The organism is Serinibacter arcticus, from assembly GCF_004786095.1.
GTDB lineage: Bacteria > Actinomycetota > Actinomycetes > Actinomycetales > Beutenbergiaceae > Litorihabitans > Litorihabitans arcticus.
The window spans coordinates 126,499-149,270 of the sequence record NZ_RHPJ01000003.1; the positions used below are offsets into that span (position 1 = coordinate 126,499).

At 73.8% G+C, this 22,772-nt stretch carries 19 protein-coding genes; 13 read left to right on the plus strand and 6 right to left on the minus strand.

Translation table 11 applies throughout. The features are described 5' to 3' along the window. Positions 1-61: 61 nt before the first annotated feature. Together SERN_RS09720 and SERN_RS09725 are read right to left on the minus strand one after the other, a co-directional pair. Positions 62-1,348, minus strand: a complete 1,287-nt coding sequence (locus SERN_RS09720) for an alpha/beta fold hydrolase (protein WP_199241583.1) — start codon at positions 1,346-1,348, stop codon at positions 62-64. Continuing rightward, complete coding sequence (locus tag SERN_RS09725; protein WP_135849950.1) at positions 1,345-1,959, minus strand: hypothetical protein; 615 nt, start codon at positions 1,957-1,959, stop codon at positions 1,345-1,347. The genes SERN_RS09720 and SERN_RS09725 overlap by 4 nt, the downstream gene beginning before the upstream one ends. Positions 1,960-2,097: 138 nt before the next feature. Between SERN_RS09725 and SERN_RS09730 the strand changes: the two genes are divergently transcribed. Continuing rightward, positions 2,098-3,066: an EamA family transporter gene (locus SERN_RS09730; RefSeq protein WP_233251602.1), complete on the plus strand. Its 969-nt coding sequence runs from the start codon at positions 2,098-2,100 to the stop codon at positions 3,064-3,066. On the opposite strand, the gene SERN_RS09735 is transcribed toward SERN_RS09730, so the two are convergent. Continuing rightward, positions 3,002-4,228 carry a benzoate/H(+) symporter BenE family transporter gene (locus SERN_RS09735; protein WP_135849952.1) on the minus strand — a complete coding sequence of 409 codons (1,227 nt, stop codon included), beginning with the start codon at positions 4,226-4,228 and terminating at the stop codon, positions 3,002-3,004. The genes SERN_RS09730 and SERN_RS09735 overlap by 65 nt on opposite strands. A gap of 81 nt (positions 4,229-4,309) precedes the next feature. Between SERN_RS09735 and SERN_RS09740 the strand changes: the two genes are divergently transcribed. Genes SERN_RS09740 through SERN_RS09760 form a run of 5 tightly spaced genes read left to right on the plus strand, consistent with a single transcriptional unit; the run spans position 4,310 to position 8,927 of the window. Beyond that, positions 4,310-4,834 carry a helix-turn-helix domain-containing protein gene (locus SERN_RS09740; protein ID WP_135849953.1) on the plus strand — a complete coding sequence of 175 codons (525 nt, stop codon included), beginning with the start codon at positions 4,310-4,312 and terminating at the stop codon, positions 4,832-4,834. After that, positions 4,831-5,757 (plus strand): DMT family transporter, encoded by a 927-nt coding sequence (locus SERN_RS09745; protein ID WP_199241584.1) that lies wholly within the window; start codon positions 4,831-4,833, stop codon positions 5,755-5,757. Before SERN_RS09740 ends, SERN_RS09745 begins: the two co-directional genes overlap by 4 nt. A gap of 46 nt (positions 5,758-5,803) precedes the next feature. Then, the gene (locus tag SERN_RS09750; RefSeq protein ID WP_135849954.1) at positions 5,804-6,394 is read left to right on the plus strand and encodes a hypothetical protein; all 591 of its coding nucleotides are present in this window, start codon (positions 5,804-5,806) and stop codon (positions 6,392-6,394) included. Next, positions 6,391-7,188, plus strand: a complete 798-nt coding sequence (locus SERN_RS09755) for an HAD-IIB family hydrolase (RefSeq protein ID WP_135849955.1) — start codon at positions 6,391-6,393, stop codon at positions 7,186-7,188. Before SERN_RS09750 ends, SERN_RS09755 begins: the two co-directional genes overlap by 4 nt. Before the next feature lie 5 nt (positions 7,189-7,193). Beyond that, complete coding sequence (locus SERN_RS09760; RefSeq protein ID WP_135849956.1) at positions 7,194-8,927, plus strand: hypothetical protein; 1,734 nt, start codon at positions 7,194-7,196, stop codon at positions 8,925-8,927. On the opposite strand, the gene SERN_RS09765 is transcribed toward SERN_RS09760, so the two are convergent. Continuing rightward, on the minus strand, positions 8,914-9,978 hold the full coding sequence (locus tag SERN_RS09765) for a hemolysin family protein (RefSeq protein ID WP_135849957.1): 1,065 nt from the start codon (positions 9,976-9,978) through the stop codon (positions 8,914-8,916). The two genes, SERN_RS09760 and SERN_RS09765, sit on opposite strands and share 14 nt — an antisense overlap. Beyond that, the gene (locus tag SERN_RS09770) at positions 9,975-11,441 is read right to left on the minus strand and encodes a hemolysin family protein (protein ID WP_135849958.1); all 1,467 of its coding nucleotides are present in this window, start codon (positions 11,439-11,441) and stop codon (positions 9,975-9,977) included. Before SERN_RS09770 ends, SERN_RS09765 begins: the two co-directional genes overlap by 4 nt. 214 nt (positions 11,442-11,655) lie before the next feature. Here SERN_RS09770 and SERN_RS09775 point away from each other — a divergent pair, with 214 nt between their 5' ends. The 7 genes from SERN_RS09775 (at position 11,656) to SERN_RS09805 (ending at position 21,244) form a co-directional block, all read left to right on the plus strand. Then, positions 11,656-13,566, plus strand: a complete 1,911-nt coding sequence (locus tag SERN_RS09775) for a metallophosphoesterase (protein WP_135849959.1) — start codon at positions 11,656-11,658, stop codon at positions 13,564-13,566. Positions 13,567-13,850: 284 nt separating this feature from the next. After that, the gene (locus tag SERN_RS09780; RefSeq protein ID WP_135850498.1) at positions 13,851-15,023 is read left to right on the plus strand and encodes an LLM class flavin-dependent oxidoreductase; all 1,173 of its coding nucleotides are present in this window, start codon (positions 13,851-13,853) and stop codon (positions 15,021-15,023) included. After that, positions 15,020-15,520 carry a MarR family winged helix-turn-helix transcriptional regulator gene (locus SERN_RS09785; protein ID WP_135849960.1) on the plus strand — a complete coding sequence of 167 codons (501 nt, stop codon included), beginning with the start codon at positions 15,020-15,022 and terminating at the stop codon, positions 15,518-15,520. Before SERN_RS09780 ends, SERN_RS09785 begins: the two co-directional genes overlap by 4 nt. Further along, a complete protein-coding gene (locus SERN_RS09790; protein WP_135849961.1) occupies positions 15,517-16,080 on the plus strand; it encodes an NAD(P)H-dependent oxidoreductase in 564 nt (187 codons plus the stop codon). The genes SERN_RS09785 and SERN_RS09790 overlap by 4 nt, the downstream gene beginning before the upstream one ends. A gap of 145 nt (positions 16,081-16,225) precedes the next feature. Next, a complete protein-coding gene (gene leuS, locus SERN_RS09795) occupies positions 16,226-19,168 on the plus strand; it encodes a leucine--tRNA ligase (protein WP_135849962.1) in 2,943 nt (980 codons plus the stop codon). Positions 19,169-19,247: 79 nt separating this feature from the next. Next, positions 19,248-20,525 carry an amidohydrolase gene (locus SERN_RS09800; protein ID WP_135849963.1) on the plus strand — a complete coding sequence of 426 codons (1,278 nt, stop codon included), beginning with the start codon at positions 19,248-19,250 and terminating at the stop codon, positions 20,523-20,525. 50 nt (positions 20,526-20,575) lie between these two features. Next, the gene (locus SERN_RS09805; RefSeq protein WP_135849964.1) at positions 20,576-21,244 is read left to right on the plus strand and encodes a VOC family protein; all 669 of its coding nucleotides are present in this window, start codon (positions 20,576-20,578) and stop codon (positions 21,242-21,244) included. Positions 21,245-21,332: 88 nt separating this feature from the next. On the opposite strand, the gene argG is transcribed toward SERN_RS09805, so the two are convergent. Next, positions 21,333-22,766 carry an argininosuccinate synthase gene (gene argG / locus SERN_RS09810; RefSeq protein ID WP_135849965.1) on the minus strand — a complete coding sequence of 478 codons (1,434 nt, stop codon included), beginning with the start codon at positions 22,764-22,766 and terminating at the stop codon, positions 21,333-21,335. Between the last annotated feature and the right edge of the window lie 6 nt (positions 22,767-22,772).

Consider the following 22,772-nt stretch of genomic DNA (forward strand, 5'->3'; position numbering starts at 1 on the left):
CCCGGGCGCCCGTGCGCGCGGAGGTCAACGTACCGCGCAGCGACGACGTGTCGAGCGGCGGTCACCGCGCCGTGACGCGCCACCGCCCGGCGGCGAGGTCCATCAGCCGCGGCAGGATCACCTCGCCGCCCGTGCGGAGCCCGTCGTGCAGGTATTCGTTCGTCACCCAGACCTGGGCGTTGCCGACGGCGCGGGCGGTGCCGAGGGCGAGGTCGACGTCGACGTACGGATCGTCGAGGTACTGCACGGCCGCGAGCGGGACCTCGTTGCGGGCGAGCGCGTCGACGTCGTACAGCGCGGGCCACTCGGGGCGGGCCGCCAGCTCGTGCGCGACCGCCTCGAACGCGTGCAGACCGGGGATCTCGCGGTACATCCACGGGAAGATCGCCTCACCGGTGAGCTGGAGCGGTCGAGCACCCGCCGCGAACGCCGGGCGCCGGTCGAGCTCGGTCTGCGCCGCCCAGCCCGGGGTGCGTGCACCCTGGTGGTAGATGACCTCCTGCAGCACGGCGTACAGCGGGTTGGTCGCGAAGGACGTCTCGTGCGCGATCGTCGCCAGGAGCGACGGCGTGGGCGCCCCGTCGGCGTCCAGACCGGTCTCCAGGGCCCAGTGCACCTGCTCGACGCCGGTGCTCATCCCCAGGCCCATGCCCAGCAGCTGCAGGCGGCGGGCGGTCAGGCGCTCGCCCGTGGGGAGCGCGACCGGTGCGGCCTCGACGCGGTCGGCCAGCGAGCCGAGCGCGACGACGTCGTCGGGGAACCGCTGCGCGAGCTCGCGGTTGCGCGCCGCCTGGAGGTCGAACGTCCGGCGGTAGACCTCACCGGCGTCGGCCGTGATGCCCGGCAGACCCCCCGTGACGTAGGCGGCCTCGATCGCGTCGGGGTGGCGCGAGAGGTAGGTCAGCGTGAGGAAGCCGCCGTAGGACTGCCCGAGCGTCGACCAGCGCCGGCCGCCGAACACGCGGGTGCGCAGGTCCTCGGCGTCGGCGACGATCGCGTCGGCGCGGAAGCGGGCCAGGTACCCAGCCGCGGTCCGCGCGTCCGGGAACGCCGCGATCGTGTCGGACGTGATCGCGCCGGACCGGCCCGTCCCGCGCTGGTCGAGGAGGATCACGCGGTGCGTGCGCGTCGCCGTCGCGAGCCAGCCCCCGCCGGTGGGACGCGGACCCTGGCCGCCTGGTCCACCCTGCAGGAACAGCAGCAGGGGGAGGTCCTCGCCGTCGCGCGTCGGGTCGACGACCTCGCGCGCGAAGACCTCGATCGACCCGAAGCGTGTCGGGTCGGCCCGGTCCACGGGCACGGTCAGGACGTGGTCGCGGTGGAGCAGTCCGCCGGCGAGGACACTCACGAGCTGTGCCGTGCGCCGGAGGCGACGGTCGTCGTGACGCTCGTCAGACCGGGCGCTGCCGGCGTCGAGCTGAACCCGAACCGGACCGGCGGGTCGACCGGGGCGAGGTCGCCGAGCGACTCGCCGCGCCACGTCGCCTCCAGCGCGAGCACGTGGCGGCGGTCGGTCGCCCCGTACGCCTCGCTCCGGCCCCGACCGGCCGTCCCGAACGTCCGCACCCCGGCGATGGCGTACGCCGCTGGGGAGACCAGCCGCGAGAACCGCGGGCTGCGCGCCACGGAGCGCGGCAGCAGCGCGAGCGCGTGGCCGAGCAGGTCGCGCTCGCCGAGCCGGGCCCGCAGGTGGAGGTCGCCGCCGTCGAACGCCACGTCGCGACCGCTCAGCCGCGCGCGCACCGGGGCGAGGACCACCTCGTCGAAGGAGTAGGTCTCCGCGATGAAGGTCGCGACCTCCTGCGTCGGGGCGACCAGGGTCCGGTGCCCCGAGGCGTCGGCGACCATCGCGTCGGCGAACGGGCCGAACGGCGTCTCGCGCCACAGCCCCACCACCGCCCGGACGCCGCTGGTGCTGCCGACCCCGAGGATCGCGCCGTCGAAACGCCACTGGCTCATCCCTCCAGTGTGCGGGGCGCGGCGCCCCGGGTCCACGCTGCGGTCGTCCCGCGGGCGCCCCGGCGCCGCGCGCCATGATGGGCGCATGCCCCGCCCCGGCCGCCGCCCCCGAGGTCTCGCGACGTCACGGGCGTGCCCGTGAGCCCGACGCTCCTGGTCCTGGCCGCCGCGATCTGCTTCGGCACCACCGGCACCGCGCAGACGTTCGCGCCCGACGGCGCCACCCCGACCGCGGTCGGTGCCGCGCGGCTCGTGCTCGGGGGGCTGCTGCTCGCGCTCGTCGGCCTGGCCTCCGCGGCGTCGCGGGGTCGGGTCAGGAGCCGTGGGGGACGCCCCGGCCGCGCCGGCCCCGACGTCGCGCTGCCGACCACGCGCGCCCGCACACCCCGCGCCCTCGCCGTCCTGGTCGCCGTCGCGGCGCTCGCGATGGTGGGCTACCAGCCCGCGTTCTTCGCGGGGACGCAGGCGAACGGCGTCGCCGTCGGCACGCTGGTCGCCCTCGGCACCGGACCGCTCGTCGCGGGTGTCCTGGAGTGGCTCGTCCTCGGTCGGCGCCCCACGCGGCGCTGGGCGGTCGCGACGCTCGTGGCGATCCTCGGCGTCGCGCTGCTCGCCGCGACCCCCGGCGGGACGGTCGGGCCGGCCGGGCTGGCGTCGTCGCTCGCCGCCGGCGTCTGCTACGCCGTCTACGCCGTCGCGAGCAAGATGCTGCTCGAGGCCGGGTGGCCCGTGGTCCGCGTCGTCTCGCTCGTCTTCGGCACGGGCGCCGTGCTCGCGCTCCCGATCCTCCTGTCCGGCCCGACGGCGTGGCTCGGCACGGGCGCGGGCCTCGCCGTCGCGCTGTGGCTCGGGGTCGTGACGCTCGCGGCGGGCTACCTGCTGTTCGCCGCGGGCCTGCGGCACGTGCCCGCCGCGACGGCCGCGACGCTGACGCTGGCGGAACCCGTCACGGCCGGTGCGCTCGGCGTCCTGCTGCTGCACGAGACCCTGGGCGTGCAGGGGTGGCTCGGCGTCGCCGTCGTGATCGGGGCGGTCGCCCTGCTCAGCGTGCCGCGGGGGCGTCGGGGCTCGCGGTCGAGGGAACCGGTCGCTCCCGCCGATGCGTGAGCAGCAGCGCACCGTGCACCGCCAGTCCTGCCAGCAGCGCCCAGAACGCCGCGCCCACGCCGCCGAGCGTGATGCCGGACACGGCGACCACGAACGTCACGACGGCGGCCTCGCGACCCACGGGTGAGCTGACCGCGGCGTTCAGGCTCGAGCCGAGCGTGCCCAGCAGCGCCAGCCCGGCGGCAGCGACGAGCAGGTCGCCCGGGGCGCCGAGCACCACCGCGGTCAGCGACGCCGAGAACAGCGCGAGCACCAGGTAGGTCACGCCCGCGCTCCGGGCGGCGAGCCAGCGCCGCGTGGTGTCGGCGCCGCCGTCGGGTCCGGCCGAGAGCGCCGCGGAGATCGCGGCGAGGTTGAGGGCGTGCCCGCCGAACGGGGCGCCGAGCACGGTCGCGGCCCCGGTCACGGTCAGGCTCTCGCGCCACGGCGCGCGGTAGCCGAACGAGGCCAGGACCGCCGCCCCCGGCACGTTCTGCGCCGCCATCGTCACGATCCACAGCGGGACGGCGATGCCGACGACGGCCGCCCAGCTCAGGCCGGGCGTCGTCCACTCCAGGTGCGGCAGGAACGGGCCGGTGATGCCGCCGTCCCGCATCCCGGCGACCAGGGCCACGACGAGGGCGACGCCGATCGCCGCGGGAGCGGCCAGGCGGGGACGGAGGGCGAGCACCACGACCCACACGAGCACGACCGGGGCGACAAGGAGCGGGCGCGCCACGAGCGCCAGCACGGGTGTCAGGCACAGCGGGACCAGGACGCCGGCGAGCATCGCCTGGGCGATCGGTGCCGGGATGCGCGCGACGGCGTCGCCCAGGGCGGGGATCGCGGCCGTGGCCAGGAGGAGGAGCCCGGTGAGGGCGAAGGCGCCGACGGCGGCGGACCACCCGCCGTCGACCGCACCGGCGGCCGCGAGCAGGGCGGCTCCCGGTGTGGACCACGCGAGCACGACCGGGGTGCGGTGCCGCTGCGCCAGAAGGATGGTGCCGAGGCCCTGCAGCACGCACAGCGCCAGCAGGCCGGACGCGGCCTGACCGGGGGAGGCGCCGACCGCCGTCAGCCCGGCGAGCACGACGGCGAACGACGACGTCATGCCCACGACGGCCGTCACGACGCCGGCCACGTGGACCCGCGACCGTGCGTCCGACGCAGGGGTTCTGTTCATGGAACGGAGCGTAGCGGGCCGGGCAGATCGGCACGCCGACGTCCGGGGAAGGGTGTCGGTGGGCGGTCGTAGGGTGAGCGCGTGAATCCCCTCGTGTCCCGGGTCGGCGAGCGCGTCCGCGCCGTCAGGCGAACCAGGGGTCTCAGCCTGACCGCCCTCGCCGAGGCCGCCGCGATCGGCAAGGGTTCGCTGTCGGAGCTGGAGAACGGGGTCCGCAACCCCACCCTCGCCACGCTGTACGCGCTCGCGGCGCCGCTCGGGGTCCCGCTGGCCACCCTCCTGGACGACGCCGCCGGGGCGGTCGTGACGGACGACGGCGTGAGCGTCGTCCTGCTCGAGACCCGGCGGTCGGCGTCGTCCGTCCGCGAGGTCTACGCCCTCGACCTGGATCCGGGTGCGGTGCGCACCTCGCCCGCACACGGGTCCGGCGTGGTCGAGCACCTCCTCGTCACGTCGGGCTCGCTCGAGGCGGGTCGGGTCGGGGCGGGCGCGGCGCTCGCGGCGGGGGAGCACCACACCTGGACCAGCGACGTCGAGCACGTCTACCGGGCGGGGCCGCGGGGGGCCGGCGCGGTGCTGACCATCCTCACCGGGTCGCCGTCGTGACCCGCCGCGGCGCCGTCGTCCGGTTCGTCGTGCTCGCGGCGATCTGGGGGTCGAGCTTCCTGCTGATGAAGGTGGCCGTCCAGGGCCTCTCGCCCGTCCAGATCACCGCCGGCCGGCTGCTGTTCGGCGCGCTCGTGCTCACGGCGATCATGGCGGCGGGCCGGCGCGCCTGGCCGCGCGACCCGCGGCTGCTCGCCCGGATCGGGCTGCTGTCGGTGCTGCTGTGCGTCGTCCCGTTCTTCCTGTTCGGATGGGCGGCGCAGCACCTGCCCTCGGGCATCTCCAGCATCTTCAACGCCACCACGCCGATCATGACGCTGCTGGTCGGGATCGTGGCGCTGCCCACGGAACGGCTGACCCGGGACCGGGTGGCGGGCTTCGTGCTCGCGCTCCTGGGGGTGCTGGTCGTCGCCGGCCCCTGGCGCATCGACCTCTCGCAGGGCGGATCGCTGCTGGTCCTGGGCCAGCTCGCGTGCCTGGGTGCGACCTTCTGCTACGGGCTCGGCGCCGTGCTCAGCCGGCGCCTGCTGCGCGGGTCGGACATCGACTCCCGCACGCTCGCGGCCACCCAGATCACCATCGGCGCCGTGCTCGCGCTGGCGCTGGCGGGTGCCGTCGGTCGGAGCCCCATGACGCTCACGGCACCCGTGCTGGTCAGCATCGTCACGCTCGGCGCGGTCGGGACCGGACTCGCCTACATCTGGTTCAACGACATCATCCGGGCCTGGGGGGCGCCGCTGGCCACGAGCGTCACCTACCTCACGCCGGTGGTCGGGGTCGTGCTCGGCGCCCTGGTGCTGGCCGAGGAGGTGCACTGGAACGAGGGCGTGGGCGCCCTCGTCGTGATCGCCGGGATCCTCCTCACGCAGGGCGTGGCGTCTCGACGGCGAGCGAGCCCCCCGGTCGGAGGAGCCCCGCAGTAAAGTTGCGCGAGCGGCAGCAGCCGCGCCGCACACCTCGAGGAGCCCCATGTCTCAGCCGTACGACCCCTCCGGCCCGCAGCAGAGCCCCTGGGGCGCGTCGCCCGCCTCGCAGCAGCAGCAGGGCGCGCCGTCCGGCTACGGTCAGCAGCCCGGGTACCCGCAGGGTCAGCCGCAGCAGGGTCAGCCGGGCCAGCAGGGTCAGCCTCACCCGGGGCAGCACGGCCAGCAGCCGCCGCCCGCGGGCTACGGCGCACCCGGTGCGCAGATCCCCGGCTACGGCGGTCCCGGCGGCCCGGCCCAGCAGCAGTGGCCCGCCCCCGCGGCCAAGGAGCCCGGCGCGTTCGCGCGCCTGTTCGACACCTCGGTGACGAAGCTGATCAGCCCGTCGCACCTCAAGGGTGCGATGGTGCTCGTCATCATCGTGGCCGCCGGCGTCACCCTGAGGCGCGTCAGCGAGTCCTTCTTCTACTTCGGCGAGTACGCCGGTGTCGGCGAGATCCTGTTCGGCGTGCTCTCGCTCGTCCTGGCCGCGGTCTACGGCCTCGCCGTCCTGCTGGTGGGCCGGTTCGCGATCGAGCTCCTCGCCCACGTCGCCGCCATCCGCGAGCGCGGCGCGAAGGGTGAGGAGAAGGAGTGACGACGCCCGACGTCCGCCTGGACGCCGCCCCCGTCGCGTTGGTCGCCTTCGACCTCGACGACACGCTGGCCCCCTCCAAGTCCCCGCTGCCCGCCCCGATCGCCGACCTCCTCCGCTCCCTGCTGGAGCGCGTGCCGGTCTGCGTCATCTCGGGCGGCCAGTACGGCCAGTTCCAGCAGCAGCTGCTCGAGCGCCTCGACCTCACGCCGGAGCTCGCGCAGCGCCTGCACCTCATGCCGACCTGCGGCACGCAGTACTACCGCTGGGACGGAACCGGGTTCGGCCAGGTCTACGCCCACACGCTGACGGCCGACGAGCGCGACAGCGCCCTGGCGTCGCTGCGGACGAGGGCCGAGGAGCTCGGGCTGTGGGAGACCGAGACCTGGGGCGACGTGCTGGAGGACCGCGGTTCGCAGGTGACGTTCTCGGCCCTCGGACAGCAGGCGCCCGTGGCCGCCAAGGCTGCCTGGGACCCGACCGGGTCGCGCAAGTCGGCCCTGCGCGACGCCGTCGCCGCCGATCTGCCGGGCCTCGAGGTCCGCTCGGGCGGGTCGACGTCCGTGGACATCACCCGGCGCGGCGTCGACAAGGCCACCGGGATGCGCGCGCTCGTGGACCTGGCCGGGGTGCCGCTCGCGGAGATGGTGTTCGTCGGCGACCGGCTCGACGAGGGCGGCAACGACCGACCCGTGCTGGACCTCGGCGTCCGCTGCCACGCCGTCCACGGCTGGGAGGACACCGCCGCGTTCCTCGGCGACGTGCTGCTGCCCCACCTGGACGACCAGCGAGGCTGATCGTCGTGCCCCGCCTCGCCCGCCTGCGCGCCCTCCTCGCGATCACCGCCGCGACCGCGGTGCTCGCGGGCTGCACGGGCGAGGTGGTGCTGACGGCGGACCCTCCGACGGACGTCACCATCGGTGCCGCCACGCAGGACCCGCCCGAGGGTGTCACCGTGCTCGAGGGTGACGGGGCCACGGCGCTGGCGATCGCCGCCAGCGAGGCGTACTTCGCCTCGGCCGAGATCGTCGTGATCACGCCGCCGGAGGCCGACGCGCAGCTGCGGGCCGCGTCCGTGGCCACGACGCTCGGGCTGCCCGTCCTGGTGACGGGGGAGGAGGGCACGGCCGACGCCGTCGCGACGGAGCTGGAACGCCTCGGCACGCGCACGGTGCTCGTGACCGGCGGCGCGACCCTCCCCGAGCTGGCGCCCGACCGGCCGTTCCTGCGCGCCGTCCCCGCCCCCGACGACCTCGACGGTCTGCAGGTCGTGATCGGCCGCGACCTCGCGGGCGAGGTCGTCGTGCAGGCCGGGGGAGAGGTCGCGGCCCTGGCGTCCGCCCAGGAGCCGTTCGACTGGCTGCTCGTCCCGCCGTCCGACTCCCCGGCCGCGTCCTCCGACTCCGCCGAGCCCACCGAGGAGGCCACGCGCAACCTCGCCGACCTCCCCGGGCTGCCACCGTTTCGCGCGCCCGAGCGGCTCACGACCAACGCCCTCGTCTCCGACGGCGGGGACGGCCAGATCGCCGCGGTCGGCACGGCGCGGGCGGCGGGGGCCGGCGTCGTGGTCACGACCGACCTCGCGTCCGACCCGAACGCGATCGCCACGCTCTTCGGCCTCGGGGCCGACCGCATCGTCGGCGTCGGCGACGTCGGGGACCCGCAGACGTTCGCCTACCGCGCGCGGGTGGCCGCCACCGGCGTCGACCTTCCGGGCGGCGGTCAGGAGCTGCTCGACGGCAAGGTGTACGTCGGGCTGCGGGGTGCGCCGGGCGCCCCGGAGCTCGGATCCCTCGGCGAGCAGGACGCGTCGGCCACCCTGGAGCGGCTGCGGTCGCTGGCGGGGTCTGCGGGGGGCGGTTCCTCCAGGGTCGTCCCGACGGCGGTCCTGCTGACCACGGTGGCGTCCGCCACCCCCGGCAGTGACGGGTCGTACTCGGGCAAGCGCACGCTGGCGGACGTCGAGGGGTTCGTCGACGCCGCGCGCGACGCGGGCGTGAGCGTGCTCCTGACCTTCCAGCCGGGTCGGCAGAGCATGGTCGAGCAGGTCGCGCTCTACGACGAGGTGCTCGCGCGGCCGAACGTCGGCGTCGCCCTCGAACCGGGGTGGCGCCTGCAGCCCGGTGAGGTGCCGGGGTCGCAGGCGGGGGTGGTCGCGGCCGACGAGGTGAACGCCGTCGTGGAGCACCTGGCCGCCCTGACGGACGCCCAGGCGCTGCCGCCGAAGATGCTGCTCGTGCGGCTGGCGACCGACGGCACGGTGAGCGATCCGCAGAACATCGACGCGTCCCGACCGCAGGTCGGGGTCGTGCTCGAGGTCGACGGCGGCGGCGTCACCCCGCCCGCCGAGACCGAGGCTGCGCCTGAAGACCCGGCCGCGCCGGCGCCCGTCGTCGTGACGTCCTCGGAGATCTGGGCCAGGGCCACGGCGCTGCCGTGGAACGGTCCGTGGGGCTGGGCGCAGGGGAGCACCGAGGTGACGGCGAGCGAGCTGTTCGCGCTCTCGCCGTCACCCGTGGTCGTCACCTACCCCTGACAGCCAGCCGGCGGGAGTCGTCGCGGATCTCGCCGACGAGCTCTTCGAGGACGTCCTCGAGGGTCACGATCCCCAGCGGCGTCTCGGGGGTGGTGCTGTCGGCGTCGTGCACCGCGGCGAGGTGGCTGCTGGTGCGCTGCATCGCGGCCATCACCTCGCGCAGCGAGTCCCGCGGGCCCACCCGCGGCAGCTCGCGCACCAGCGACGCCGGGATCGGCTTGTCGCGCAGGTGCTCGTCCGCGGTCAGCAGGTCCTTGATGTGGACGTACCCGGCGAGCGAGCCGTTCGCGCCGCGCACCGGGAAGCGCGAGAAGCCCTGCACGGAGGCGGCCTCGGCGGCCTCCAGCGTGACGTCGGGCTCCAGCGTACGGACGCGGTCCATCGGGAGCAGCACGCTGCGCACGTCGCGCTCGGCGAACTGCAGGGCGCCGAGCAGCAGCTTCTCGTCGTTCAGCTCGATCAGACCGCCCTCGTGCGACTCCTCCACGAGACCCGCGACCTCGTCGCGCGTGAAGGCGCTGGTCACCTCGTTCTTCGGGGTCACGCGGATCAGGCGCAGGCAGATGTTGGCGATGCCGTTCAGGAGCCACAGCACCGGGTAGAGCACGAAGACGATCGCCACGAGGAGCGGCGAGAGCGCCTTGGCCATCCGGTCCGGACCCGCCAGCGCGATGTTCTTCGGCACCATCTCGCCGAAGACGACGTGGAGGTAGGTGACGAGGGAGAGGGCGATGACCAGGGCGACCGGGTGCAGCCACGCCTCGGGCACGCCGAGCGCCGCGGCCGGCACCTCGATGAGGTGCGCGATCGCCGGCTCGCTGATCGAGCCCAGCGCGAGCGAGCAGATCGTGATGCCGAGCTGCGCGCCCGCCATCATCAGCGAGACGTGCTCCATCGCGTACAGCGTGATCTTCGCGATGCGGTTCCCGTCGGCCGCAAGCGGCTCGATCTTGGTGCGCCGCGCGGAGATCAGCGCGAACTCCGCGCCGACGAAGAACGCGTTCAGGATCAGCAGGACGACGGTGAGGCCGATGCCGGCGAGGTCGCTCATCGCTGGGCCTCCGGGTCGTTCGTGGTGACGGGGGTGGTGACGGACTCTGGGTCGCTCCCGGTCTCGGGATCGCTCTCGTCCTCGTCGTCGCGGTTCTGGAGGGAGGACGGGTCGTCCTCCGCCAGCACCTCGACGCGGACGCGCTCGACTCGGCGGCCGTCCAGCTCCAGCACCTCCAGGCGCACGGTGCGCTCGGTGACGCCGGGCACGTGGTCGGTCGCGACCAGGGCGACGTCACCGACGTCGGGGAAGCGCTCGAGCGTCGCGGTCACGAGGCCACCCAGGGTGTCCCAGGCCTCGTCCTCGGGAACGGCGACGTCCAGGAGCTCGCTCGCCTCGTCCGTGCGCATCAGGCCCGGCAGGGACCAGGCTCCGTCGACGTCCTCGCTCGCGGCGACCTCGGCGACGTCGTGCTCGTCACGGACCTCGCCGACGATCTCCTCGACGAGGTCCTCGAGCGTGACGAGCCCGGCGATGGAGTCGAACTCGTCGATCAGCACGGCCATCTGGAGGCCGCCGGCGCGCAGGTCGTCCATCAGCTCGTCCAGCGGCATCGAGTCGGGGCAGACGATCGCGGGGCGCAGGAAGGCCCCGATGAGGGTCGTCGCGCGCTCGGCGTACGGCACCGCCAGGACGGCCCTGATGTGGGCGACGCCGCGGACCTCGACCTCGGTGTGGCCCTCGGTGTCCTCGCTGGTGTCGAGCACCGGGAAGCGGGAGTGGCCGCTGGTGCGGGCGCGCTCGATGAGCTCGGCGACGGTGTCGGTGGAGTCCAGCGCGATCACCCGCGAGCGGGGGGTCATGGCGTCCCGGGCGCGGCGGTCGCCGAACGCGAGCGAGCGCTCGACCAGCTCGGCGGTGTCCAGGGCGAGCGTGCCCCGCTTGGCGGAGTGCTTGACGAGCGCGGAGAGCTCCTCGGCGCTGCGGGCCGAGGCGAGCTCCTCCTGGGGCTCGATGCCGATGCCGCGCAGGATGCGGTTGGCGGTGCCGTTGAAGAACCGGATCGGCCAGGCGATGGCGCGGGTGAAGCCGCGCTGGAAGCCGGCGACGGCGCGCGCGGTGGCCAGCGGCCTGGCGATCGCGAGGTTCTTGGGCACGAGCTCCCCGAAGACCATCGTCACGACCGTGGCGGTGACGAGGCCGATCGTGACCGACGTCGTCGTGACGGCGGTCTCCGAGAGCCCGAGGTCGCGCAGACCGGGGCGGATGAGGGAGGAGATGGCGGGCTCGGCGAGGAAGCCGATCGCGAGGTTGGTGACCGTGATGCCGACCTGGGCTCCGGAGAGCTGGGTGGACAGGGTCCGCAGCGCGGACAGCACGGAGGCGGAGCGCTTGTCACCGCCGGCTGCTGCGGCCTCCACCTGGGCGCGGCCCACGGTGATGAAGGCGAACTCCGCGGCGACGAATCCGCCGCAGGCGGCCACGAGGATCATGGCGAGGACGAGCAGGAGTACTTCGGTCATGCTGCCTCACCCCCCGTGGGGCGAGGCGACGGACTGTCGCCCTCCGTGTCGGTGTCGACGTCAGTCGTGGGGGGGACCGTATGGTCGCCCGCGCTGGAGGCGCGCATTGTCTCCGTCCGGGTGGTGCGGGGGTCGGGTGGCCACCGAGCGGTGACCGCCGCTCAGGATACGACACCGGGGGCCACCCGGCGGGAGGCGGGGGAGAATGGTGGGGATGTCCTCCTCGCCCCCGCCTTCGCCCGCCTCGGAATCCGCCCCGGACCCCGCCTCGGACCCCGCCACCTCGACCCGCCGTCCTCGGGGCCCGCTCGCGCGCTGGTGGCACGCGCGCCGCCCCTGGCAGCGCCGCACCGTTCGCCAGACCGCCGTCGTGCTCGCGACGGGTGTCGTCGCGCTGGTCATCGGTGTCTTCACGGCGACGGCGGAGGGTTCCGTCGGTCCGCACGAGGCCGACCTGGCCGTCACGTCGACGCACTCGGTCGACATCGACCTCGGGCCGCTCGGCGCGCTGCTGCTGGAGTCGCCGGCGCCGTGGCCGCTGGGCGTCCAGGTCGACGTCGGGGAGATCCCCGCGACCCTGACCGAGGTCGACAACCCGCTGGACGCCCTCGGCGGCGACGTCAGCGCCTACGCCGCGTTCTTCGCGCAGCCCGAGAGTGCGATCACCACCGCCGTGTGGGCGCTGGTGAGCGACGCCGTCGCGCGCACCGTGCTCCTGTGGTCGATCGCTCTCGTCACGATCGCCGTCGGGCAGCTCGCCGCGGGCGGGCTGCTGCGGGCGGAGCTGCGCGCCAAGCTGCACCGTCGCGGCGTCGCGCCGCTGGTCGCGGTGACGCTGCTCGCCGTCGTCGCGGTGCCCGTCGCCGGGATCGCGCAGCGGCCGGGGGAGCAGGGGCGCGAGTCCCAGGTCCTCGCCGAGCTCGGCGGCGCGATGGACGGTGCACGCGTGACGGGGCGGTTGGGGGTGCTCGTGGACACGTACGGCGAACGCGCCATCGCGACCGTGCGGAGCAACGCCGCCTACTACGACGTCGTGCGCGAGAACGTGGTCGCGGCCTACGCCGCCGACGCCGCACCGCTCGAGCCGCGGCGTCCGCTCGCGCCGCTCGTGGTGGCTGAGCCGGAGCCGGAGGACGACGCCGACGCCGACGCCGACGCGCCGGCCGAGGACGAGACGCCCGCGGACGCCGAGACGTCCGCCGATGCGGACGAGACGTCCCCCGACGCCGACGCTCCCCTCGAGGACGAGACGTCCGCCGACGACGCGACGCGGTCCGGCACGCCGACCTCGACCCCGACCCCGTCCCGCGCCGCCCGTGAGGAGCTCGAGCCCGATCTCGTCACGATGGTCCTGGTCTCCGACAACCACTGCAACACGGGCATGGGGCGGGTGATGGGCGAGGTCGCGCGCCAGGCGCAGGCGGATCTCGTGCTCAACCTGGGCGACACGACGATGGGTGGCTCCGGACCGGAGCAGCTGTGCGTGGACGCGATCGCCGACGAGCTGACGGACTTCCCCGTCGTGGTCGCGGACGGCAACCACGACTCCATGCTCACGGGTGACCAGGAGCGCCAGCGCGGCTGGACGGTGCTGGACGGCGGTGTCGTCGAGGTCGAGGGCGTGCGGATCGTCGGCGACCGCGATCCGCGGCTGACCTCCGTCACCCTGGGCAAGCAGGAGTTCGCGACCAAGACCGAGGCCGCGACCACGCTGACCGACGCCGCGTGCGCCGGCTTCGACCCCGACGACCCGAGCTCGCGCGTGGACATCCTCGCGATCCACGACCCCTACGTCGGCAACCGCGTGATGCCGTCCGGGTGCATCGTGCTCGAGCTGTCGGGCCACCTGCACCGTCGGGTCGGGCCGTTCCAGCAGGGTCTCGGACTGTTCTACGGCATGGCCTCCAGCGGTGGCGCGACGGCGGGCCAGCTCACGCTCGGCACGCTCCCCGCGCAGGCGACCGTGTCGGTGCTGCTCTACGACCGCGCCAACCAGCGGCCCGCCGCGCTGCGCGAGGTGCGCATCGACCCCGACCAGGCCGTCACGCTGACACCGTGGGAGGCGTTCCCAGAGATGCCGACCACGTCGGTCGACGCCGATCTGTCACCCGCCGCCTCGAGCTGACCCCGGGTCCCGGGCCGTCCGGCTTCGCCCCGGCCGGCCGCGGCGCGCTGGCCGGGCTCGTCGCGCTGACCGGGCGCGAAGACTTGAGATCGTTCGTGTCCTTGAGAAGGACACGAACGATCGCGAAAGCTCGAGGGGTGGTCGGACGGGCTGGTCGCCGGTGCGCGCGGCGTCGTCACGGAGTGCGGCGTCGTGCGGGAATACCTGGACACGAGCGCCCGTTGACCCCCATAGTCCATGCAGATGCATGAATCAGAGAGTCGACGGAGGACGCCATGAGCGGCATGCAGTTCGGGATCTTCTCGGTCGGGGACGTCACGACGGACCCGACGACGGGCCACACCCCCACCGAGGCGGAGCGCATCAAGGCGATGATGACGATCGCCAAGCACGCCGAGGACGTCGGTCTGGACGTCTTCGCCACCGGTGAGCACCACAACGAGCCGTTCGTGCCCAGCTCGCCCACCACGATGCTGGGCTATCTCGCCGCCCAGACCTCGCGCCTCATCCTGTCGACCTCCACCACGCTCATCACGACGAACGACCCGGTGAAGATCGCCGAGGACTACGCCATGCTGCAGCACCTGTCCGACGGCCGGATGGACCTCATGCTCGGCCGCGGCAACACCTCGCCGGTCTATCCGTGGTTCGGTCAGGACGGCCGCAACGCGCTCCCGCTGACCGTGGAGAACTACCAGCTGCTGCGCGAGCTGTGGGACAACCACACCGTGAGCTGGGAGGGTCGCTTCCGCACGCCGCTGCAGAGCTTCACCTCCACCCCGCGGCCGCTCGACGGCGTCGCCCCCTTCGTGTGGCACGGCTCGATCCGGACGCCGCAGATCGCGGAGCTCGCTGCCTACTACGGCGACGGCTTCTTCGCGAACCACATCTTCTGGCCGAAGGAGCACTTCGCTAAGCTCATCGGGCTCTACCGCGAGCGCTACGAGCACTACGGCCACGGCCGTGCGGACCAGGCGATCGTCGGTCTCGGCGGTCAGGTGTTCCTGCGGAAGAACTCGCAGGACGCGGTGCGCGAGTTCCGTCCGTACTTCGACAACGCGCCGGTGTACGGCAACGGCCCGAGCCTCGAGGACTTCACGGACATGACACCGCTGACGGTCGGGTCGCCGCAGGAGGTCATCGACAAGACCCTGACCTTCCGCGAGACGTTCGGCGACTACCAGCGCCAGATGTTCCTCATCGACCACGCCGGGCTCCCGCTCGCGACCGTGCTCGAGCAGCTCGACCTGCTGGGCGAGCACGTGATCCCCGTGCTGCGCCGCGAGCTCGACGCGCTGCGCCCCGCCGACGTCCCGGGCGGCCCGACCCACGCCGACCGCGTGGCCGCGAGGCGTGCAGCCGAGACGGCAGCCCCGGTCGACGCCGCGCCGTCGTCCACCGATGACGCGCACGAGACCCCCGGTCTCGTCGACGGCGCCCTGGTCGGCGGCCGGTGACCAGCCGCGCCGGCGCCACGCGCGCCTGGAGCGAGATCCTGCGGACCTCGACGCTGCTGATGCGGCGGTTCGAGACCGCGGGCGACTTCGGCGACCTCGCGCCGCGCGAGTACGACGTGCTCCTCTCGCTCGCCGAGGCCGACGGCGAGGAGGCCCGGCTGGGCTTCCTGGCCCAGGCGTCCTCCCTCCCGCAGCCGAGCATGAGCCGGATCGTCGAGCGGCTGGAGCGCCGCGGCCTGCTGAGCCGCTGCCCGACGCCCGACGACGGCCGCGGCGTGCTGGTACGCCTCACCGACGCGGGGCGCACGCTCCAGCGCGAGGCGGCCCGCCGACACGTTCGCAGCATCACCGACGCGATGGCCGCCGGTCTGAGCGACGCCGAGATCACGACCCTCGCCCGCCTGCTCGGCAAGGTGCGCGCGGCCAACACGAGCACCAGCACCAGCACCGTCACCAGCGGCACGAGCAGCAGCACCACGGAAGGCAGGACACGATGAGACTGGTCGGACTCTCCGGCGGCGTGGGGGCGCCCTCCAGCACCACGACCGTGGTGCGGCTCGTGCTCGACGCCGCCACTGCGCAGCTGCGCGAGCGCGGTGTCGACGACGTCGAGGTGAGCGTCGTGGAGGTGCGCGACGTCGCCGTCGCGGCGGCGAGCGAGACCGTCGGAGGGCTCCGGGAGCCCCACCTGGACGCCGCGCTGCGCCACCTGGAGGAGGCCGACGCGCTCGTCGTCGCCTCGCCCGTGTTCCGCGGTTCGTACGCGGGCGTGTTCAAGGCGGTGCTCGACCTCCTCGAGCCGGGGTCGCTGCGCGGCATCCCGACGGCGCTCGCGGCCACGTCCGGCACGACGCGCCACACGCTCGTCACGGAGCACGCCATGCGCCCGTTGATGTCCTACTTCGGCGCACTCACGCTCCCGACCACGATCGTGGCGACGCCGGACGACCTCGTCCTGGGCTCGCGGCCGGTCCCCGAGCTCGCGGCGCGCATCGCCCGCAGCGCGGTCGAGCTGGCCGACGCCGTCGTCCCGGGCCGGACTAGGATGGGCGCATGACTCGTCGGGTGCTTCCCCAGCCGCGCTGACCTCGGCGGACGCCGCGCTCCTGCGATTCCGGGAGCCTGCGTCGCACCAGCGCGGCCGACCTCCCGCCCTCGCGGGGGGTCTCTTTTTGCCCCGACGCCACGACGAAGGACAACTGATGACTGAGCAGGTCGCGCAGGCCGAGACGACCGGGCAGGGCGCCACCACCCCGCCCTTCCGCTACACGCCCGAGCTGGCGAACACCATCGAGCTCGCGTGGCAGGAGCGGTGGCAGGCGGAGGGGACCTTCGAGGCGCCGAACCCGGTGGGCGACCTCAGCGAGCGCACCGAGGGGGCGCAGGTCCCCGGCGAGTCCTTCTTCGTCATGGACATGTTCCCCTACCCCTCCGGCAAGGGGCTGCACGTCGGTCACCCTCTGGGCTACATCGCCACCGACGTCACCGGCCGGTTCGAGCGCATGCGCGGCAAGAACGTGCTGCACGCCCTGGGCTACGACGCGTTCGGCCTGCCCGCCGAGCAGTACGCCGTCCAGACCGGCCAGCACCCCGCGATCACCACGGACGAGAACATCGCCGTGATGCGCGGCCAGCTCCGCCGCCTCGGCCTGGGTCACGACGACCGTCGCAGCTTCGCCACCACCGACCCCGAGTTCGTGCGCTGGACGCAGTGGATCTTCCTGCAGATCTTCCACAGCTGGTTCGACCCGAGCGCGACGGCCCCCGACGGTTCCGCGGGCGCCGCCCGCCCCGTGGCCGAGCTGGTCGCCACCTTCGCCTCGGGTGAGCGGGACCTGCCGGAGCCGCACCTCGGCCGGGCCTGGTCCGACCTCAGCCCGCGCGAGCGCGAGGACGTCCTGGCCGGCTACCGCCTGGCCTTCGTCGCCGACGTGCCCGTCAACTGGTGCCCCGGCCTGGGGACCGTGCTGGCGAACGAGGAGGTCACGGCCGACGGCCGCTCCGAGCGCGGCAACTTCCCCGTCTTCAAGCGCAACCTGCGCCAGTGGGTCATGCGGATCACCTCCTACGCCGACCGCCTGGTCGCCGACCTCGACGAGCTCGAGTGGCCCGAGAAGGTCAAGATCATGCAGCGGCACTGGATCGGCCGCTCGGAGGGTGCGCACGTGGACTTCGCCGTCGACGGCGCGTCCGAGCCGCTGACGGTGTTCACCACCCGACCCGACACGCTGTTCGGCGCGACCTACGCCGTCGTGGCGCCCGAGCACCCGCTCGTGGACGAGCTCCTGTCCGCCCCGACCGCCGCGGGCTGGGGCGAGGACGTCCCGTCCAGCTGGACGGGCGACGCCGCCACGCCCGCCGAGGCCGTGCGCGCCTACGTCGCGGCGGCTGCCGCGAAGACCCCCGAGGAGCGCCAGGCCGACGCCGGTGCCAAGACGGGCGTCTTCACCGGGGGCTACGCGGTCAACCCGGTCGACGGCGAGGCGCTCCCGATCTTCGTGGCCGACTACGTCCTCATGGGCTACGGCACCGGCGCGATCATGGCCGTCCCCGGCCACGACCAGCGCGACCACGCGTTCGCCACCGCCTACGACCTCCCGATTCGCGAGGTCGTCTCCGGCGCGCCCGACGGCGTCGCCGACGCCGCGTGGACGGGCGACGGCGTGGCCGTCCACTCCGCGAACGCGGAGGTCTCGCTCGACGGTCTGCCCGTCGCCGAGGCCAAGCGCGTGATCATCGCGTGGCTGCAGGAGAAGGGCGCCGGCCGCGGCACCACCACCTACCGCCTGCGCGACTGGCTCTTCAGCCGGCAGCGCTACTGGGGCGAGCCGTTCCCGGTCGTCTACGACGTCGAGGACGGCCGCGTCGTCCCCGTGCCGGAGTCGATGCTGCCCGTCGCGCTGCCCGAGGTGGCCGACTTCTCGCCGCGGACGTTCGACGTCGACGACGCCGACTCCGACCCCGAGTCGCCGCTGTCCCGCGCCACGGAGTGGGCCACGGTCGAGCTCGACCTGGGCGAGGGCGTGCGCACCTACCGCCGCGACACCAACACCATGCCGAACTGGGCCGGTTCGTGCTGGTACTACCTGCGCTACCTCGATCCGACCAACGCCGACGTCGCCGTAGCGCCGGAGCTCGAGCGCTACTGGATGTCCCCGCAGCCCGACGGCCCCCGTGGCACGACGGGCGGCGTCGACCTGTACGTCGGCGGCGTCGAGCACGCGGTCCTGCACCTGCTGTACTCGCGGTTCTGGCACAAGGTCCTGTTCGACCTCGGTGTGGTGAGCTCGCGCGAGCCGTTCCACAAGCTCTTCAACCAGGGCTACATCCAGGCGTACGCCTACACGGACGCGCGCGGGGTCTACGTGCCGGCCGAGGAGGTCGTCGAGGTCGCCGGCACCGGGGGTGCGGAGCCGACGTTCACCTGGAACGGCGAGAGCGTCAACCGCGAGTACGGGAAGATGGGCAAGTCGCTGAAGAACATGGTGACGCCCGACGACATGTACGCCTCCTACGGCGCCGACACGTTCCGCGTGTACGAGATGTCGATGGGTCCGCTGGACCAGTCGCGGGCGTGGGAGACGCGCGCCGTCGTCGGGGCCCAGCGGTTCCTGCAGCGGCTGTGGCGCACGATCGTGGACGAGACCACGGGCGAGGTCGTGGTGGCCGACGGCGCGGGGGCGCTCGAGACGCGGCGCGCGGTCGCGCGCACGGTCGCGGACGTCACGGTCGAGTACGCCGCGATGCGCCCCAACACGGCGATCGCCAAGCTCATCACGCTGACCAACCACCTCACTGCGGCGCCCGAGGTGCCGCGCGAGGCGGCCGAGGCGCTCGTGCTGATGACGGCGCCGGTCGCGCCGCACATCGCCGAGGAGCTGTGGCAGCGGCTCGGGCACACCTCCTCCCTCACGCACCACCCGTTCCCGGTCGCCGACCCGGAGCTGCTGGTGGAGGACACGGTCACGTGCATCGTCCAGGTCGCGGGCAAGGTGCGCGACCGGCTCGAGGTGGACCCGTCGATCGAGGCCGACGCGCTCGAGGCGCTCGCGCTGGCCACCGAGGGGGTGCAGCGCACGCTTCAGGGTGCGCCGCCGCGCAAGGTGATCGTCCGCGCCCCGCGCCTGGTCAACATCGTCCCCTGACGTGAGCAGGTGGGGTCCGGATGCTGGTACGTCCGGATCCCATCGGGCGGCGCGGGGGATCGCTGCCTAGCGTCGGGGGATGACCTCCTCCCCGATTCCGTCGCACCACGACCGGCTGCGCGACGCCGTCGATGCGCTCCTGCCCCGCCTGACCGCCTTCTCGCGCGACCTGTACGAGCACCCCGAGCTCGGTTACCGCGAGTTCCGCTCGGTCGAGGCGTTCGCCGCCGAGCTCGAGGCCGCGGGCATCGCGATCGAGCGCGGCACCGGCGGCATCCCGACGGCGTTCACCGCGCAGCTCGGCACGCGCGAGAGCGGTCCGCAGGCGGCCATCACGGCCGAGTACGACGCGCTGCCCGGCGTCGGGCACGGCTGCGGCCACAACGTCATCGCGGCGTCCGCGCTCGGCGCGTTCCTCGCGCTGGCGCCGCTGTTCGAGGCGCGCGACGGCGAGGCCCCGCTCCCCGGCGGCGTCACCCTCGTGGGCACCCCGGCCGAGGAGGGCGGCGGCGGCAAGGAGCTGCTGATCCAGGCCGGCGCGTTCGACGGCTACGACGCCGCCGTGATGGTGCACCCGGGCGGGCAGGACGTCGCGGCCGGCCCGTCGGCCGCCAAGCGGCAGGTCGTGGCCACGTTCCGCGGCCGCACGGCGCACGCCTCGGCCAACCCGCACCTGGGCCGCAACGCGCTCGACGGCGCCGTCACCGCCTACCAGGCCATCGCGCAGCTGCGGCAGCACATCCTCACGACCGACCGGATCCACGGCGTCTTCCTCGAGGCGGGCACCCGGCCGAACATCGTGCCCGAGCGGGCCGTGCTGGAGTTCTTCCTGCGCTCGCGCACGGTCGAGGGCCTCATCGCGCTGTCGGACCGCGTCGAGGCGACGTTCCGCGGCGCCGCCCTGACCGCCGGCGTCGAGGTCGACGTCGTGTGGGACGACGAGCCCATCTACCTGCCGCACCGCACCGCCACGTCGCTGGCGCAGCGCTACGCCACCAACCTCGCGGGTCGCCGCGAGGTGCTGCCGGTGCTGCACGAGGCGGCCGCCGTCGGATCGAGCGACATCGGCAACGTCAGCCACGTGCTGCCCACGATCCAGCCGGTCGTGAAGATCGGCGACCCGGACATCCCCGGCCACTCGCGCGAGCGGGCCGACTCCACCCTGACGCCCGACGGCGAGCGCGCCATCGCGGACTCCTCGTTCGGTCTCGCGGCGACCGTCGCGGACGTCCTCACCGACGACGCGCTCCGCGAGGCGGCGTGGGCCGACTTCCGGGCGCTCGGCGACCCGGTGCGCGTGGGAGACCTCGTGCCCCTCGCGCCGTGGCCGACGTTCCCGAGCCCGCCCGGCGCCTGACCCTCGTCCCGTTCCCGCACCATCGTCCGACCCCACCCCTGGAGACACCCGTGACCGACAGCACGCAGCAGTCCACGATCCCCGCCGACCTGGACCACGTGGTCCTGGCCGGACCCGACCTCGCCGAGGCGATCGACGCCGTCGAGCGCCTCACGGGCGTGCGCGCCGCGCCCGGCGGCAAGCACCCGACCGGTACGGCGAACGCGCTGATCGCGTTCACGATCGACGGCGCGCGCGTGCCGCACTACCTCGAGGTCATCGGTCCCGACCCGGAGGGCGAGCGCGAGGCGAGCCAGATCGAGACGTTCTCGATCAAGGAGCGGACCGCGCCCGCCGTCGCCACGTTCGCGATCCACCCGGCCGACATCGAGGCGACGGCGCGGGCCGCGGCCGACGCCGGTGTCGACCTGGGCGCGATCCAGCCGCTGTCGCGCCGGACGCCGTCGGGCGACCTGCTCGAGTGGCGCCTGACGCGCGGCGAGCGCCGCGACAAGGACCCCGCGATCCCGTTCCTCATCGACTGGGGCACGACGGCGCAGCCCGGCCTGGGCGACATCCCCACGCTCGAGCTGCTCGCGGTGCGCGTGGAGCACCCCGACGCCGCCACGCTGGCGCAGACGTACGCCACGCTCGGGATCGACACGGAGATCGTGCAGGCCGACGCGTTCGCGCTGGTGCTGACCGTCGAGGGACCGGCGGGCCGGGTCGAGCTGCGCTGACTCCCCGAACGTCCAGCCGAGAATGACCAGGGCTGCTCTATCGCGTGGATAGGGCAGCCCTGGTCATTCTCGGCGCTGGGGGATCGGCTCAGTCGGCGCCGAACTCGAACGAGGCCGACTCGATCGCGCTCTCGTCCGCGTTGTCGCCGCGGGAACGCGACGTGATCTTCTCCACGCCGCCGGGGGGCAGCGTGCCGAGCAGCGTGCCGTGCTCCACCAGGACCTGGCCCTGGTCGAGCGGCTGGGTGGCGTACAGCTCGAGCTTGCCGCGCGAGTCGGCGATGTCGAGGTTGCGCATCGTGAGCTGGCCGATGCGGTCGGTCGGACCGAACGCGGCGTTCTCGGTGCGCTCCATCGAGAGCTTGTCCGGGTGGTAGGAGAAGTTCTCGCCCCGCGTGTCGAGGATCGTGTAGTCCTCGCCACGGCGCAGACGCAGCGTGACCTGGCCCGTGACGAGGGAGGCGATCCAGCGCTGGATCGCCTCGCGCGTCATGAGCGCCTGCGGGTCGAGCCACCGGCCCTCGTACATCAGGCGACCGAGGCGTCGGCCCTCGTTGTGGTAGCTGGCGATCGTGTCCTCGTTGTGGACGGCGTTGACGAGCCGCTCGTACGCGATCCACAGCAGCGCCATCCCGGGCGCCTCGTAGACGCCGCGCGACTTCGCCTCGATGATCCTGTTCTCGATCTGGTCGGACATCCCCAGGCCGTGCCGCCCACCGATGGTGTTGGCCTCGTGGACGAGGGCGACGGCGTCGCCGGAGAAGTCGCGCCCGTTGATCGCGACGGGACGTCCGCGCACGAACGCGATGGTCACGTCCTCGCTCTCGATCGCGACGCTGCTGTCCCAGAACTTCACGCCCATGATCGGGTCGACGGTCTCGAGCGAGACGTCGAGGTGCTCCAGCGTCTTGGCCTCGTGCGTGGCGCCCCAGATGTTGGCGTCCGTGGAGTAGGCCTTCTCCTTGCTGTCCCGGTAGGGCAGGTCTCGCTCGGAGAGCCACTGGCTCATCTCGGCCCGGCCGCCCAGCTCGGTGACGAACGCGGCGTCGAGCCACGGCTTGTAGATGCGCAGGTCGGGGTTGGCGAGCAGGCCGTAGCGGTAGAACCGCTCGATGTCGTTGCCCTTGAAGGTCGAGCCGTCGCCCCAGATGTCGACGCCGTCCTCGTGCATCGCGCGCACCAGGAGCGTGCCGGTGACGGCGCGGCCGATCGCCGTGGTGTTGAAGTAGGAGCGGCCGCCGCTGCGGATGTGGAACGCCCCGCACTGGATGGCGCTCAGCCCCTCCTCGACGAGCTGCGGCTTGCAGTCGATCGCGCGGGCGATCTCGGCACCGTAGGCCTTCGCCCGGTCGGGGACACCGGAGATGTCGGGCTCGTCGTACTGCCCGATGTCGGCGGTGTAGGTGCAGGGAACGGCACCCTTCTCGCGCATCCAGGCGACGGCGACGGAGGTGTCGAGGCCGCCGGAGAACGCGATACCGACGCGCTCGCCGACGGGCAGGGAGGTGAGGACCTTGGACATGACCTC

Coding starts and splice junctions, on each gene's coding strand:
- SERN_RS09770 (WP_135849958.1), bottom strand. CDS start 11,441: ATGACCGAAGTACTCCTGCTCGTCCTCGCCATGATCCTCGTGGCCGCC.
- SERN_RS09780 (WP_135850498.1), top strand. CDS start 13,851: ATGCAGTTCGGGATCTTCTCGGTCGGGGACGTCACGACGGACCCGACG.
- SERN_RS09725 (WP_135849950.1), bottom strand. CDS start 1,959: ATGAGCCAGTGGCGTTTCGACGGCGCGATCCTCGGGGTCGGCAGCACC.
- SERN_RS09775 (WP_135849959.1), top strand. CDS start 11,656: ATGTCCTCCTCGCCCCCGCCTTCGCCCGCCTCGGAATCCGCCCCGGAC.
- SERN_RS09765 (WP_135849957.1), bottom strand. CDS start 9,978: ATGAGCGACCTCGCCGGCATCGGCCTCACCGTCGTCCTGCTGATCCTG.
- SERN_RS09750 (WP_135849954.1), top strand. CDS start 5,804: ATGTCTCAGCCGTACGACCCCTCCGGCCCGCAGCAGAGCCCCTGGGGC.
- SERN_RS09735 (WP_135849952.1), bottom strand. CDS start 4,228: ATGAACAGAACCCCTGCGTCGGACGCACGGTCGCGGGTCCACGTGGCC.
- SERN_RS09800 (WP_135849963.1), top strand. CDS start 19,248: ATGACCTCCTCCCCGATTCCGTCGCACCACGACCGGCTGCGCGACGCC.
- leuS (WP_135849962.1), top strand. CDS start 16,226: ATGACTGAGCAGGTCGCGCAGGCCGAGACGACCGGGCAGGGCGCCACC.
- argG (WP_135849965.1), bottom strand. CDS start 22,766: ATGTCCAAGGTCCTCACCTCCCTGCCCGTCGGCGAGCGCGTCGGTATC.
- SERN_RS09790 (WP_135849961.1), top strand. CDS start 15,517: ATGAGACTGGTCGGACTCTCCGGCGGCGTGGGGGCGCCCTCCAGCACC.